Origin of the sequence: Bradyrhizobium barranii subsp. barranii (genome assembly GCF_017565645.3) — a bacterium.
Taxonomy (GTDB): domain Bacteria; phylum Pseudomonadota; class Alphaproteobacteria; order Rhizobiales; family Xanthobacteraceae; genus Bradyrhizobium; species Bradyrhizobium barranii.
The window spans coordinates 9268570-9283520 of the sequence record NZ_CP086136.1 but is presented as its reverse complement, the minus strand read 5'-3'; the positions used below and the strand labels follow the sequence as shown (position 1 = coordinate 9283520).

11 protein-coding genes and 1 pseudogene are annotated in these 14951 nt (G+C 59.6%); 7 read left to right on the top strand and 5 right to left on the bottom strand.

Translation table 11 applies throughout. The features are described from left to right. The first annotated feature begins 354 nt into the window (after positions 1-354). From J4G43_RS45020 to J4G43_RS45010, 3 genes are read left to right on the top strand one after another with little or no spacing between them, the layout of a single operon-like run. Positions 355-1464, top strand: coding sequence for an electron transfer flavoprotein subunit alpha/FixB family protein (locus J4G43_RS45020; RefSeq protein ID WP_014497958.1), 1110 nt, complete (start codon positions 355-357; stop codon positions 1462-1464). 11 nt (positions 1465-1475) lie between these two features. Further along, entirely contained in the window at positions 1476-2783 is a 1308-nt protein-coding gene (locus J4G43_RS45015; RefSeq protein ID WP_011084583.1) for an FAD-dependent monooxygenase, read from the top strand. 38 nt (positions 2784-2821) lie between these two features. Next, complete coding sequence (locus tag J4G43_RS45010; protein ID WP_011084584.1) at positions 2822-3118, top strand: ferredoxin family protein; 297 nt, start codon at positions 2822-2824, stop codon at positions 3116-3118. A gap of 211 nt (positions 3119-3329) precedes the next feature. Here the strand turns inward: J4G43_RS45010 and J4G43_RS45005 are convergent, their stop codons facing one another. From J4G43_RS45005 to J4G43_RS44995, 3 genes are all read right to left on the bottom strand, one after another. Further along, entirely contained in the window at positions 3330-3878 is a 549-nt protein-coding gene (locus J4G43_RS45005) for an alkylhydroperoxidase, AhpD family (protein ID WP_208088699.1), read from the bottom strand. A 6-nt stretch (positions 3879-3884) separates the two neighbouring features. After that, positions 3885-4439 (bottom strand): peroxiredoxin, encoded by a 555-nt coding sequence (locus tag J4G43_RS45000; protein ID WP_011084586.1) that lies wholly within the window; start codon positions 4437-4439, stop codon positions 3885-3887. Between the two features lie 855 nt (positions 4440-5294). Beyond that, complete coding sequence (locus tag J4G43_RS44995) at positions 5295-6329, bottom strand: molybdenum ABC transporter ATP-binding protein (RefSeq protein ID WP_225005507.1); 1035 nt, start codon at positions 6327-6329, stop codon at positions 5295-5297. Between the two features lie 173 nt (positions 6330-6502). Here J4G43_RS44995 and istA point away from each other — a divergent pair, with 173 nt between their 5' ends. After that, the gene (gene istA, locus J4G43_RS44990) at positions 6503-8044 is read left to right on the top strand and encodes an IS21-like element ISFK1 family transposase (protein WP_208088691.1); all 1542 of its coding nucleotides are present in this window, start codon (positions 6503-6505) and stop codon (positions 8042-8044) included. Positions 8045-8062: 18 nt separating this feature from the next. Further along, positions 8063-8824 (top strand): IS21-like element helper ATPase IstB, encoded by a 762-nt coding sequence (gene istB, locus J4G43_RS44985; RefSeq protein WP_208088683.1) that lies wholly within the window; start codon positions 8063-8065, stop codon positions 8822-8824. A 97-nt stretch (positions 8825-8921) separates the two neighbouring features. On the opposite strand, the pseudogene J4G43_RS44980 reads toward istB, so the two are convergent. Further along, positions 8922-9098: pseudogene (locus J4G43_RS44980) on the bottom strand (ATP-binding cassette domain-containing protein); the annotation flags it as partial. A gap of 2067 nt (positions 9099-11165) precedes the next feature. Here J4G43_RS44980 and J4G43_RS44975 point away from each other — a divergent pair. Then, positions 11166-11462 carry a hypothetical protein gene (locus tag J4G43_RS44975; RefSeq protein ID WP_161170740.1) on the top strand — a complete coding sequence of 99 codons (297 nt, stop codon included), beginning with the start codon at positions 11166-11168 and terminating at the stop codon, positions 11460-11462. A gap of 444 nt (positions 11463-11906) precedes the next feature. Here the strand turns inward: J4G43_RS44975 and J4G43_RS44970 are convergent, their stop codons facing one another. Then, positions 11907-13250, bottom strand: coding sequence for an IS1380-like element ISBdi2 family transposase (locus tag J4G43_RS44970; RefSeq protein ID WP_208084195.1), 1344 nt, complete (start codon positions 13248-13250; stop codon positions 11907-11909). Between the two features lie 715 nt (positions 13251-13965). Between J4G43_RS44970 and J4G43_RS44965 the strand changes: the two genes are divergently transcribed. Then, a protein-coding gene (locus J4G43_RS44965) for an IS5 family transposase (protein ID WP_110115998.1) occupies positions 13966-14726 on the top strand; the annotation gives its coding sequence in 2 pieces (ribosomal slippage) (positions 13966-14305 and positions 14305-14726; 762 coding nt in all). Positions 14727-14951: the final 225 nt, after the last annotated feature.

Genomic DNA, 14951 nt, shown 5'->3' with positions numbered 1-14951 from the left:
GGCACGGTCGCGTGACAGAAGCCTTGCCAGGACCTCCATCGATGGTACCGGCGAGGCGCCGCGAACGGACTAGTCAACTAAGGCATGGAAGTGGCCGGTCAGGATCACCTCGTCCTGGCCGGCCACGGTGGCGCTCGTCGAGCCCGGCACCCAAGGATTCAGTTTGCAGGATCCCTCCAAAGCCGGCCGAATGGGTGCGCCAATTGCGACGACGCGTATTGTGGTGCGACTGGTCCGAGCGCGCAGGCGGGCAGAGCAGCCAGCCACTTGCCGGCCAAAAGTGAACTTCGGTTAACGAAAGCGAAAAAGCAACCCGTGGCGCGGGCGCGCCTATCGTCGAGAGGAATTTAGACTATGAGCAAGGTCAGCAAAACGGCGATGCCAGCAGGGGCCGGCCGCGGAGCAGCCAAAAAAGAACTGCCGGAGCACTTCAAGTCGTACAAGCACGTCTGGGTCTTCGTCGAGCTGGAGCGGGGCCAAGTGCATCCCGTTTCCTGGGAGCTCATGGGTGCGGGGCGTGGTCTTGCCGACAGGCTAAAGGTGAATCTTGCCGCTGTCGTTGTCGGTCCGGAGGGGCAGCACACACGCAACGCCGCACTTGAAGCCTTTTGCTACGGCGCCGATCTGGCCTATCTCGTGAGCGACAATGTGTTGTCGGATTACCGCAACGAATCTTATACGAAAGCGCTCACCGAACTCGTCAACACCTACAAGCCCGAGATATTACTGTTGGGTGCCACGACGCTTGGTCGCGATCTCGCAGGTTCCGTGGCGACGAATCTATCGACGGGGCTTACTGCCGACTGCACCACGCTGGACGTGGACGCCGACGGTTCACTTGCGGCGACGCGGCCAACTTTTGGCGGCTCGTTGCTCTGCACAATCTATACCTTGAATTACCGCCCGCAGATGGCCACGGTCCGCCCGCGAGTGATGCCGATGCCTGCACGCGTTATGCGCGATGCCGCTCGTATCGTCGTTCATCCGCTCGGCCTTGTAGAAGACGATATAGTCACGAAAGTATTGTCCTTCCTACCCGACCGCGATGCAGAAACTTCCACTCTGGCCTATGCCGATGTTGTGGTTGCGGGCGGCCTTGGACTGGGATCGCCTGAGAACTTCCGGTTGGTACGCGAGCTCGCAGCTCTGCTTGGGGCTGAATATGGCTGCTCGCGTCCTCTCGTGCAAAAGGGCTGGGTTACGTCTGACCGGCAAATCGGTCAGACAGGCAAAACCATCCGGCCGAAGCTCTATATTGCCGCGGGCATTTCCGGTGCGATCCAGCACCGGGTCGGCGTCGAGGGCGCGGATCTGATCGTCGCCGTTAACACGGACAAAAACGCTCCGATCTTCGACTTCGCCCATCTCGCGATCGTCAGTGATGCTATGCAATTGTTGCCAGCCCTGACGGCTGCATTTCGCGCGCGGCTTCTGCCAGATTCGCGCGCCAGGATCGCGGTCTAGAGGAGATATTGATGATTGAAGAGAGATTCGATGCGATCGTGGTCGGAGCCGGTATGGCCGGCAACGCGGCGGCATTGACGATGGCCAAACAGGGCATGAAGGTGCTGCAGCTCGAGCGGGGCGAATATCCCGGATCGAAAAATGTGCAGGGGGCCATCCTCTATGCCGACATGATGGAAAAGCTGATCCCCGAGTTTCGAGAGGAGGCGCCACTCGAACGCCACCTGATCGAACAGCGGTTCTGGATGATGGACGATCGCTCGCATGTCGGCATGCACTACCGTTCGGAGGACTTCAACGAGCAGAGGCCGAACCGCTATACGATTATACGTGCCCAGTTTGACAAATGGTTTTCTTCAAAGGTGCGGGAAGCTGGCGCGATCGTGCTTTGCGAGACCACCGTCACAGAGCTCGCGCAGGACGATCGTAACAGGGTCGTCGGTGTTCGTACAGATCGCCGTGACGGCGAGATACATGCTGACGTCGTCGTTCTGGCCGAAGGGGTCAATGGCTTGCTCGGCACGCGTGCGGGCCTGCGCGCCCGTCCGGCACCCGATAACGTTGCGCTCGCGGTGAAGGAAATGCACTTCTTGCCCCGTGAAACCATCGAAGCACGCTTCAATCTTAAGGGGGATGAAGGCGTCGTGATAGAGGCTGCCGGTACCATTTCCCGCGGCATGACCGGGATGGGTTTCATCTACGCCAACAAAGAGTGCATTTCGCTTGGCATCGGTTGTCTCGTCGCCGACTTCCAACGCACGGGCCAAACGCCGTATGGCCTGCTCGATGAATTCAAAAGGCATCCCTCTGTGGCGCCACTGATAGCAGGGTCCGAAGTAAAGGAATATTCGGCGCATCTCATTCCCGAAGGCGGTTACAAATCGATCCCACAGCTTTATGGGGAGGGCTGGGTCGTCGTGGGCGATGCCGCCCAACTCAACAATGCCGTTCATCGTGAGGGCTCCAATCTCGCGATGACATCGGGCCGTATCGCGGCCGAAGCGATAGGTCTGGTCAAATCGCGCGGCGAACCGATGAGTGCAACAAATCTCTCAATCTACAAAAAGATGTTGGACGATTCTTTCGTCATCAAAGATCTCAAGAAGTACAAGGATTTGCCACCCCTCATGCATACCCACTCCGAAAATTTCTTTCTCACTTATCCGCAGCTTATCTCCAAGGCGATGCAGAACTTTGTGCGCGTCGATGGTACGCCCAAGGTTGAGAAGGAGAAGGCGAGCCTCAAATCCTTTGTCAAGACGCGGTCATGGTCAGGTCTGGTCGGCGATGCTTACCGTTTTGCCAGGGCCTGGCGGTGATCGCGACAGTGTGAAGTCCAACAGTGGAAGGCAAAAGCATGAATGTCGAACCCTCCGTGCGCGTCGAAGACAAGCTGTACTACAACCGTTATCTTGTCGACGCCGGGCACCCTCACGTCAGGGTACGTGCGCACAAGACGCCATCGCCGCAGCTCCTCACACTTTTGAAGGCCTGCCCGGCGCGATGCTACGAGCTCAACGACAACGGCCAGGTCGAAGTTACAGTTGATGGCTGCATTGAATGCGGTACCTGCCGCGTGATCGCCGAGCCGACCGGCGACATCGAATGGAGCCACCCGCGCGGCGGATATGGTGTTCTGTTCAAGTTTGGGTGATGACAGAGCGAAGGGTGGTGCGGCGTTAGCCGACGCAATCTCACTGTATCTGTGGCGCGCTCACTGTCACCTGCATAGCGCCGGGTTGTTTGAGAAGACACCCGTCATCGCAACGCGACGCAAGACGTGACATGCAGATAAGCAGCAAAAGGCTCGTTGTGGCGCCACTGAGTAGCGCCACGATGCCGTCGATCTGATGGCAGAGAAAAGATCAGTCTCCTGCCTGAGGGGAGGCAGGCCCAGCGGCCTCGAGTGCGATCGCCACTGACTGTGTGATCGCAGCAAAGCGCACGGCGGTCTGGATCGTCTCCGAATTGACGCCCGCGGCTCTCAATGTCCTCTCATGGGCATCAATGCAGATACCGCAGCCGTTTATGGAGGAGACAGCAAGCGACCACAGCTCGAAATCGGACTTGTCCACGCCGGGATTGCCAATCACGTCCATGCGCAGCCGCGGCGGCATCGTCTTGTATTCTGGGTTGGAAGCGAGGTGAACGAAGCGGTAGTAGACATTGTTCATTACCACTACGGAGGCCGCAGCTTTCGCTGCGGCGATCGCCACAGATGTCATCACGCCCGAGGCTGCCGATTCCAACGCGGCAATCAGGGCTGAATTGCGGGTGGCAACTGCACTCGCTACCAGCACCCCGTATTTTCGCCGCGGCGAAAGCGTCTCATCGGTCATCAAGGAGGTCAAGTTAATCCTGACATCCTTCGCGAAATCGGGAATCTTGTCGTAGATTTGTTCGATCGGCGACATGCTGCGTCACGCAACCTTCAGTGTTTCCCCGCCGATTTCGCGGTTGCAGGGACAGAGCTCGTCGGTTTGCAGCGCGTCTAGAACGCGGAGTGTGTCCTTAGGACTGCGGCCCACACTCAGATTGGTCGCATAGACGTGCTGAATCGTGTTTTGGGGGTCAACAATGAAGGTATAACGATAGGCAACCCCTTCGGGTGAACGCACCCCGAGGCCATCGACGAGCGTTCCCTTTGTGTCGGCAAATTGCCAGATTGGTAGATTGTGCAGGTCGACATGTGAGCGCCGCCAAGCAAGCTTGCAGAACTCGTTGTCAGTCGAGCCACCCAGTACAACCGCATCTCGGTCAGCGAATTCCTTGGAAAGCCGAGCAAATTCTGCGATCTCTGTCGGGCAGACGAAGGTAAAGTCCTTTGGGTAAAAGAAGATGATCTTCCATTTCTCCGGAAAGCTCATTTCGGTCAGCGTCTCAAACGCACTCTGCCCTTCCTCTTCCTGCGCTTGAAAACCGGGCTTCACGCCTGTGATGTCGAATGGCGGCAACTGACTTCCAATTCCGAGCATGGTGTCCTCACAAACTTGCTTTTGTAGATCGTGACCTCACTGGTGGAGCAAACCATATGCCACGCATTCTTAGACCTAGAATTGGCGCAACAAGACCAGCCCAGCGGCTTGGATACAGGCGCCTTTGAGCACGAAAGTACACGGGCGCTGGCTAGGCGGTTGGCGGGAAGACGGCAGCCAGACCTAAACCGAAGCAATCTCGTCCCCGACCGGTAGGCACTGCACAGCCGGCCTGGCCGGGCTATGGCAGTTTGGCGCTCGCCGCTGGTAACTGCGACGTCGTGCCGTTCAAGGTCCACAATCGGCGCGTTCGCAAGGCATCGAGGCGGCGCAGCAGCGGACGCGGGAGCTAAGGCGGCTTCCGCAAATAGCGAAGGGTTTCGATGGGCGTGCGCCGCCCGGTATCGTTCCGACCAATAGCCGCAGCTGGGGTTGAACGGCGCCGGCCGCAAGGCATGTTTTTCGGAACGTCTGTTAAGTCCGGTACGCCTGGCTATCGTAACGATTCGGCGCGCAGGTCCGGTCAGCTCATTCCCGTTGTTTGGCGAATTTGCTGATCGCAAGGAGATGGGGTCCTGCTGCGAAGCGCCCGGGAGACGGCGGGCGCAGCCTCGGCAACCGTTTTTGTCAAGACCGGATTGTTCTGCTGCCGAACGGTTGGGAAATCGAGATCTGTTCTCCCCTCGCAACGTTCGCTTGCGAGCATAATGTGTGTGCCCCCCTCGAGTGCCGCTGCACCTGTAAGGTGATGCCTACGCCTCGCTGCGCGACATCCAAAGCGGAATCGGCAGGTAGCCTCAAGATCGTCTTTGGCAGGTAAAGAACTGCCCGGAGCGCTATTCGAATCTATCTCATCTAGACTATCGATGATGGCCGCGATCTTGCTGGTGTGTTTCTCGCGTCCAGACATAGCCGTCCAAGGTGCTCATGGGGATGTGGCAGGCCTTGCAAGCCACCGCTCGGCAGCCCGAGCGGAACGGCGCGCGCGACTTCCGCGAATACTTCCGCTCCAATACTGAGCCGTAGGGCATCAAAGGAGCGGCGCGTGATGCGCGCCAAAAGCGGCACGCCAGAGTGGCCAGTTTCAAGGGTCAGAACCAAGGTGACCTCAGCATCGCCGTGCGGCAGAGAGGCCGTTATGCGTGCTCGAAATACATTGAGGATAGAGCTTGCGCGCGGAGGTTCGCACGCAATGCTGACGTCGCCGGCAGCGATGCGCAGCCGCAGCCTTGCGCCCGGCCTTAGCGGTACTGCTGGTATCAGAAAGCGCGCGGATTTGAGGCGGAGCTTGACCAGCCCGTAGCGCCCGTCATAACCGCCGACCATAGTATCCAGACAGATTGCCGCTTCACTGCGGCTGGCGAGCGCCGGGTCGCTCTGGGTGACATTGAGCGGACCGGCCGCAGTCACGGTGCCATCTTTCATCATGACGAGATGATCGGCGAGACGTTCGATATCGGTGATGTCATGGCTGATGTAGATCATCGGCAACGCAAGCGATTGCAGGATGCGTTCGAGAAATGGCAGGATCTCGCATTTGGCGGAGCGGTCGCGCACAATGAGTGGATCGTCCAGCAGGAGTAGCCGAGGCTGGCCTAGCAGCGCACTGCCAAGGGCAAGTCGCTGCCGCTCGGTCTTGGAAAGATGTGATGGCGTACGCTCGAGCAGTGGCGCCAAGCCGAGCAATTCGACCACACCATCAAAATCGATCAGTGTCGGTTCCGAGTTTGACGCGTTGTATAAAAGGGTGCGTCGTACCGACAAATGAGAAGAGAGGATCGGTAGCTGAAATACATATGCGACGCGACGCAGATGAGGCGGTCGAAACGTCGTCTCATCTTGCCAAATCTCCCCATCAATCGCACAGAAGCCATTCGGCAGACGCTGCACTGCGCGTTTCGGGGGATCGTGAGCGCGGATTTCAGGGGATCGTGAGCAGAGATTTCAGACGATCGTGAGCAACGATTTCGCGGGATCGTGAGCAAGGCTTTCGGAGCCTTGCAGCGCTTCGGCCGACAACTCAACCGGCTTAGGGATGACCTCGTGGTTAACGAGGAAGTCCAATGCCTACCCAGAGATTGTCGATGCGCCGGATCAAGGAAGTCCTTCGGTTAAAACATTTTCAAGGCCTGCCAGAGCGGGCCATCGCGCGGAGCGTGGGCGTCAGCAACGGCGTTGTGCACAGCTACCTGAGCCGCGCCCGCTCTGCTGGGTTGAGCTGGCCGCTTCCGGAGGGAATGACCGATGAAGACCTGGAGCTTTTGCTTTTCCCGGCCCCACGACCAGCGTCTCAGAGCCCGCAGCGGCCGGTGCCCGACTGGAGCTACATCGATAAAGAGCTCCGCCGGCGCAACGTAACCCGTCGCCTGCTCTGGGAGGAGTATCGCGCCGTTAATCCCGACGGTTTCGGGTACACGTGGTTCTGCACTACCTACGAGGCCTGGAAGGGGCGGGTCCGACCTTCGATGCGGCAGATTCATCTGGGCGGCGAGAAGGTGTTCGTGGATTTCGCCGGCGACACCATCGACATCGTCGATCCGCTGACCGGGGAAGTGCAGCCGATGAAGCTGTTCGTCGCGGCGATGGGCGCTTCGAACTACACCTACGCCGAGGCCTGCCCCAGCGAGAGCTTGGCCGACTGGATCCGGGCCCACGTCAACTTGTTCACGTTTTTGAGCGGAACGCCGACGTTCGTGGTCTGCGACAACCTCAAAGCCGCCGTCAGCAACCCCGACCGCTACGATCCCGGCCTCAATCGCACTTATGCCGAGATGGCGAGCCATTACGGCACGGCCATTCTCGCCGCACGGCCGCGGCGCCCAAAAGACAAGGCGAAGGTCGAGGTCGCGGTGCAAATCGCCCAGCGCTGGATTCTGGCCCGGCTGCGCAATCAGCGCTTCTTTTCCCGGGCCGAGCTCAACGCCGCCATCAAGACACTCGTCGACGAACTCAATGCTCGTCAAATGCGTGGCTTCGGCTCAAGCCGCGCCGAACTGTTTGCCGAACTCGACAAACCCAAGCTAACCCCGCTGCCAGATCAGCCTTATGCCTTCGCACGCTGGAAGCGCTGCCGCCTCGCTCCCGATTATCATGTCGAGGTCGACGGCCATTGGTACTCCGCGCCGTATCGTCTGATTGGCGAGCTGGTCGATGCCCGTATCGACGATCGGACGGTCGAGATCTTCCACAAGGGCCAGCGGATCGCCAGCCATGCCCGCGCGCCCAACCGACGCGGACACACCACCATCGCCGACCACATGCCGAGCGCCCATCGCCGCTACGGCAAATGGACCCCCGCCGCGGTGATCGCCGCCGGCGAGCGGATCGGTCCTTCGACAGCAGCGTTTTTCCAGGCCGTGATCGACGCCCGGCCCCATCCAGAACAAGGCTTTCGAACCTGCCTTGGCATTCTGGCGCTCGTCAAAAGCTACGGCGCCGAACGCCTCGACGCAGCCTGCCGGAGGGGCATCCTCATCAAGGCGCGCTCCGTCGCCTCGATTAGATCGATCCTCCAGAACGGCCTCGATCGCACGTTCTTCGACGAATCTTTCGAGCACCAGCCCCTGCGCCCCGGCAATATCCGCGGACGCGACTACTTCCACTGAAGCAAGGAGAGACCCGGCATGCTTAACCACCCAACCCACGAACGGCTGATCGAGCTTGGCCTGACCGGAATGGCCAAGGCCTTCGAGGAGCAGCGCCGATCGCCCGATCTCGAAGCCCTGCCGTTCGAAGATCGCATCGGCCTGTTGGTCGACCGCGAAGCCGCCGAACGCGACACCAGGCGGCTCACCACGCGCCTCAAGATCGCCGCACTGCGCCAGACTGCTTGCGTCGAGGACGTCGATCTGCGCACCCCGCGGGGCATCGACCGCGCCGTTTTCGCCAAACTCGTCGAAGGTCGCTGGATCGATCGCCACGAGAATTTGCTCGTCACCGGGGCAACCGGCCTGGGCAAAAGTTGGTTAGCCTGCGCGCTCGGCCACAAGGCCTGCCGCGACAACCGATCAGTCCTCTATCATCGCGTTCCAAGGCTGTTCGAGGCGCTCGCGCTCGCGCGCGGAGACGGACGTTACGCCCGGCTCCTCAAAAGCCTCGGCCGCGCTCAGCTTCTGATTTTGGATGATTGGGGACTATCGGTGCTCACCGCCGCGGAACGCCGCGATCTGCTCGAAATCCTCGAGGACCGCCATGGCCGCGCATCCACCATCGTCACAAGTCAGCTCCCCGTGGACACCTGGCATGGAGCCATTGGGGACGCCACGGTCGCCGACGCCATTCTCGATCGCCTCGTCCACAACGCCCACCGCCTCCAGCTCACCGGAGAAAGCATGCGAAAACGCAGCGCCAAAACCATCACCCTTGACGGCCAACCAGAACACTGACTCTATCTCCCATCGGCCGTAGCGGGCTGCTCACGATCGTCTGAATTCAGTGCTCACGATCGCGCGAAATCGATGCTCACGATCCGTGAAATCCGCACTGCACGCCAGCGATGCAGCGCGCGAGTGTAGTTTTGCCGCACCCAGGCGGACCAAAAATCGCTGTGACGCCTTTGGCCGGTACGCTGAACTGCGTATCAAGCAGAATGCTCGCGAGCGAGCCGTTGAAGGCAACCTCAATATAGCCCTTCTTGGCTTCTTTGGTGAACCCGCCCATGTGCTGTATCTTCCATCTAAGTGAGGAGCCTAGCGGCTGCACTGGAGGTGATCGTTATGCTGCTGGCCATCCAGTCTATTCCGCTCCAGCACGGCGCTGCTGCTCGCAAGAGGGTATAAAGTGGGAGGGAGGCGTGCAGAGCGGTTTCAAGTCCGGAGCCTTGTTGAGCAGCTCCACGCCGGTGGATCGTGGCAATCGGTACGGTGGCCGGCGCGCTTACCTTAAGAGTTAAGCGCCGCCTTTCCAACAACGCGAGGTCTTTGGTCTGCTTGGCCGGGCCGAGGCCTTCTGGTGAATGTTGAATGGCGCGGCTTGAGAGGTTGGGGGGCAAAGATGCCGGCTCACGCCAAAGCTGAATACTGGCCCGCGGCCGGAAATCGGCATCAATGATCCCACAGCTTCGCGAGCCGATTTGAAGTCTGCCCAGTAGCTGATCGTAGCCTCTGCACTCTCAGGTGCGACCAGCATCAGCGCCAGGTCGATTAACATGAATCGAATAAGTCTCATTGGAACTCCGGCTCCGCCTGAGCCGCTTCCTTCCCGGCAACTGGCTGATACTTACCCAGCAATCCGCGTGCCGTTCGAAGTGATAACTGGGCGGTTAGCGGCAAGGGAGGCGTTTTATCTGTCTCCACTCCGCGTCTTAAATCGCCGCATCCTATTGTAGGACTTTGACGCTCGCGTCTCCAACCGCACATGCAGGGCCGTGAGGCGGCACCCAAGGATCATGCCAAGCCTCTCGCGTTCGAGATCGTGCTTTGGCGAATATGCGGCCGTAGAGCTCGTCAATGATGCACAACTCCATGCCATCCGACTGACGCGCCATCCGATCTACTCGGCGGAGAAGGCCTGTAGACGGTCGCTTGGCGAACGCGCTGACCGAGATGATATGCGGTGCCCGCGCGCTCAAAGTGCTTGAATCGACCGTAACGTCAGGTTGTAGGCATGGCGAAGCAGAACACCATATTGGGAGCCAACATGGGCACATAAGTGCTAAACGGCCGATCTCTGTTTGTCGCGGTCTTCGCAATGCGTGTTGCGAGTGGCGGGATAATGATTCGGAGCGCGGCAATCATTGCAGCCGGCCCGCGAGAAGCGAGACTCATGGCTGCCGAGGCATTCCAATCCGGTAAACAGATCACCTCTCGGGGCAAAGAAAAACAGAGAAGCACAGGCGTCTTATGAGGGGTTTGGTCAATCAAGAGCGACGAATGGGCTGGACTTGCAATGCGCATCGCTTTGCAGCCGTCCTCGCTGCGATCGCGATCGCTGCGACATGGTGCACAGGACACGCTCGCGCGCGAGATCGGCGAGCCGAGGAAGTCTTGGCGTCGTGCAAATCAGACGTGATCCGCTTCTGTGACCGCTTTACAGGCCGTAGCGATGTTGACGTGGCCATGTTTTGTCTTAGGGACAATTTCAAAAACTTGCACCGCGAATGCCGGCGCATGATGCCAACCGCGGCAAACGAAAACGATGCACCGAGACAATCGCTCAACAAGCGCCCGGTAGGCCCTCATCGAGAGACGCGGCAGTTGCGAACTCGAACGATAGTGAAGTATTCAGACTGACGGGCGGCGGGGTTGGCCAGCTTGGTGGCTGAAGGTCGACCGGGCTGGAGCATCAGCCTGCCGAGGCGCAGTCGGCTGGGTGGGACCGATCCGTGATTGGATTGGCTCGATTAGCGATACAGTTGCCCAGGCGTGGTGCGGCCTTGAATTTCGAGTTTCGTGCTGCAGCAGTTGCGCTTTGTTCAGCGCTGTAGCCATTCGCGGCTTCGAGGTTTTGTGAAGTTGCTTTCGTCTCTCTGTGGCTGGTCCCAAGGGCAATCAGCGTCAGCTGTGGAGGCAGTGGACCGTACTGTCATCAATTTATGGCATTGTGGCCCGCGACTACGTATTTTTGCGGAAGTGGCTAAGTCGGCTGCGACAGCCAATGATTGCCAGAATATCAGCGCGTTTGTTTCATCGCGGTTGCCTTAGATTTCTCAGGATTACCTTCGGCTAGACTGAGCTGTAACAGATTGGGCTAGGAAACCTCTTTTGTTAGCCGCTGATCGATTTCCCCATGCAACCGCTTGATACCATTGCGGCGTTCTCTATGGGCGCTTCAGGGGAGTCGCTTCGCCCGATTGTGGTGCTCCTGACCGAATACACTTTAGAGCTCAAGGCGAAAGGAAACGCCGTCGACGAGAGCCGTTCAAAGGCAGAGAGCTGTTCATGCAGACGCTTCTCAAGGGCCTTGCGTTCGGTGCCAGGCAGGTCGGTGTTAAGTAGCCGGCGGCAGCGCCAGATTCCGTTTCGCAGCCATCTGATCTCACTTAGCGTATCATCAATCGAAGTCATCACGGATGTTGATCCTTAAGTGTAAAACATGGCGATGCTCGTCGAGCGGTCGTTCCCTGGCTCCGCATTCCTGCCGGATAGTTGAGCCGACAACGGCGTATCGCCCGCTCGTGTCCGGAGGAGGCGAGAAGTCCGATGTATGCGACGCTTATAAGTCAATATCATCCTACGCCGCGCGTTTGGCGAGAAATCGCGGCAGATCCTCGCGGTTTCAATGCGCCGCGAACGTGTGTCCTGCACAATTCCAGCGCTCATAGGGTTAAGCGTGTTTAACGCGAGATCAACAAGGCGCACTAGCCCGTCCTATTCGTGAGAGTGCGGCTTTTGGGCCCGATTGATGCGGCCGCACATCTTGTCTGACGAGGCGCACAGGATTGCCTTCGGCTTTTCGCCGCCTGACGACCGGTACTTTGCAACGCGCTTGAGGGATGGGTTGGGCGAACGGGGGCGGACGCCCCGCCGGTCAAGGACCGAGCGGCAGCAGCGCGCCGGGCAAGCCGCAGATCAGGTCGGCTTCGGGACATGCCGCGGCAAACGCAAGGCGAATGCGGCTCGTGGTCTCGACGACACGGGCGGCGATTTTCAAGAGACGAAGACGCAGCGTCGCGAACTCGGCAGCGGCCAATTCCCGGGCTTTGGGAATGGCGTCGCGCACGGTCAGCATCAGCCAATAAGCGGCCGTATGGAGCACGAGACGGACCTGGTTGGCGAGCGCCGAACGGCAGCTGGTGCGATCGGAGGCGAGCTGCGTCTTATGCAGCTTGATCAGATTCTCGGCTTGGCCGCGCGCGCAATACAGGCTGTCGTAGATCCACTCGGCCGAGCCGACATCGAGGCTGGTGACGACGAAGCGGATGTCGAGGCCGAGCATCGTCGCCTCAATACGGGCGACAGTGCGCCGTTCGCGATCCCAGGACTTTGCCTTGTGGCGCGTCTCGGTATAGCCACGCAGAACCGGCAGGTTCTCGATGGCGCGTCGCGTGCGGATGTCGTCGGCGACCTCGTCGACTTTTCTGGCGAGAGGCTTGGTGCCGGACAGACCGAAGATGTAGTCGATGCCGTTGGTCTCGCACCACGCCATGGCCTCCGGCCGGGCATAGTGCCCGTCGCCACGGAACGTAATTTGCGTGTTGTGCCATCGCGTCCGGATATGCCGTACCAGGCGGCGCAGATGGGCACGCACCTCGACGCCGCCCGGCGTCTTGCCGGGCCGCAGCACGACGGCCACGGGCCGGCTCTTCTCCGTGTCGTAGACGTGGATCGGCAGGAAGCAGCGTTCGTCATAATGAGCGTTGAACAGCGAGAGCTGCTGATGGCCGTGGACGACGTCGCAGGTATCATCGATGTCGAGCGTGACGGATGCCGGCTCGTGGGGGTAGCTATCCATCCATGCGTCGACCAAAATGTAGGTCAGCCGGATCACGTCGCGCAGGCGCGGAGCATTCTCCAGCCGCGACAGCGTCGGCTGGGAACACAAATCCCGGCCCGTGTCCGGCAGCCGTCCGCAGGCCAGTTTGAATGCCGGATCGGACCTCAGATGATCGAGGTCGTCGGCGTCCTCGTAGCCGCAGCAGATCGCGAACATGCGAGCGCGGAGCATATCGACCAGGCTGTGCACGACCCGCGTCGGATCGCGCCGATCCGGGAACACCCGGGCCAGATTGTTGGCCAAACCGAGACGCCGCTCGGCCATCGCCAGAAGCATCACGCCCCCGTTCGAGGTTAGGCGCCCACCATCGAAGGCAGCTGTGACTTTCTTGGCGTGAACGGCTGGAAACGAGAAGGGCGGAATCGTATCGTCGGTCATGGCGGGCGTGGCGTTCGCGGTTGGAGGTGATGGGGTTGGCTTCGCAACCGAATCCTACGCCGCATCAGCGCTTTACCCCTCAGGCGCACTCTTACGAATAAGACGGGTTAAGTTGAAGAAAGATTGAGTGACTCCCGATCATTTCTGTGCCGAAACGTGGAGTCGCGGTCGTGCCGCGTCCAAAGAAACCGGCGCGAGCGGCCTATTAGACGCGGTAGGTGATCAGCCTCCGAAACGAGACTATCAAGCATGAAGAGATCGAGCGCGAGGCAGAGGTTTTATTTGTGTTGAATTCTTGCTTCTCGATAGTGGTCTGAAATCGTATCATCGGTCATGGCGGGCGTGGCGTTCGCGGTTGAAGGTGATGGGGTGGCTTCGCAACCGAATCCTACGCCGCATCAGCGCTTTACACCACGCTCGCCAGCCTCTCAGGCGCCCTCTCGCGAATAAGACGGGCTAGCTGCTCGAGTTATTTGGTCGCGGCGCAGCTAGGCTACACTGAGCTCGACACAGAAAATCTGTCGTACCAGTGACAGATGCACCTGTCCGATTATCCAGTCGGAAGGATACCGTGAAGAGCCGCCCGATCGCCGTTTGCCGGTTCACGTGACCAATGTTAAAATGGCTGGGAACTCCGCGTCGAAGAGAATTAGGGTCTGTACCTAAATAGCGCCACGTGATTCTCTTGCCTACGTGTTGATTCGGGGGCGAGAGAATGCGCGCTGGTTTGTTTTGGCTGAACGACAGGCAATGGGCGCGTATCGAACCGCATCTGCCGAGGGGACTGACGGGGCCGGATCGGGACGACGACCGACGCATCGTCAGCGGCATCATTCACATGCTGCAATCGGGTGCACGATGGCGTGATTGTCCACGTGAATACGGCCCTTACACGACGATCTACAATCGCTTCAATCGCTGGGCCAAGCGAGGACGATGGTGCGCAATCTTCGAAGCGCTGGCCAAGCCTGGCGAAGACGGCGTCGTACTGTCGCTCGACTCGACCTCGATTAAAGCTCACCGGTGTGCCTCCGGCGGAAAAGGGGGGAGCACAATCAAGCAATCGGCCGCTCGCGCGGAGGCCGCACGACAAAAATCCATGCGCTGAGCGATCCGCTCTGCCGGCCGGTCGTCCTGCATCTGACTCCAGGCCAGGATGCCGATATCGCTGCGGCTCCCGATGTCCTGGCGCTCGCGCCACCCATGAGCGTGCTCCTCGCCGACAAAGGGTATGATGGCGACAAGCTTCGCGGCGAAATCATTCGTCGTGGCGCCAAGCCCGTAATCCCCAATAAATCTAACCGTGTCGTCATCCATCGCTTCAACAAACGCGCCTACAAAGGACGAAATGTCATCGAACGCTGCTTTTGCAGGCTCAAGGACTTCCGGCGCATCGCCACGCGATATGACAAGCTCGCCCGTAATTTTTTGGCCGCTGTTCATCTCGCCGCTCTCGTCGCATATTGGCTCAATTGAGTCTGGACCCTAGCGAGCCCGCGGTGTTGACATCGGGGCGCGCTGCGTCTCGTAGCCAAGCGCGTTAGCGCGATAGGCTGCAAGCTTTTGAGCTCAGCTATCGCCCAAGCGTTTGACCCCGGGGAGAAGTATGGCCGCCTCGCCTCACGTCACAGCAAAGTTGCCGGCCTAAACGCGCTGCTGCCGGCGGACCGGCACCCGCCACCAGCCGGTCCAGCACAAAGT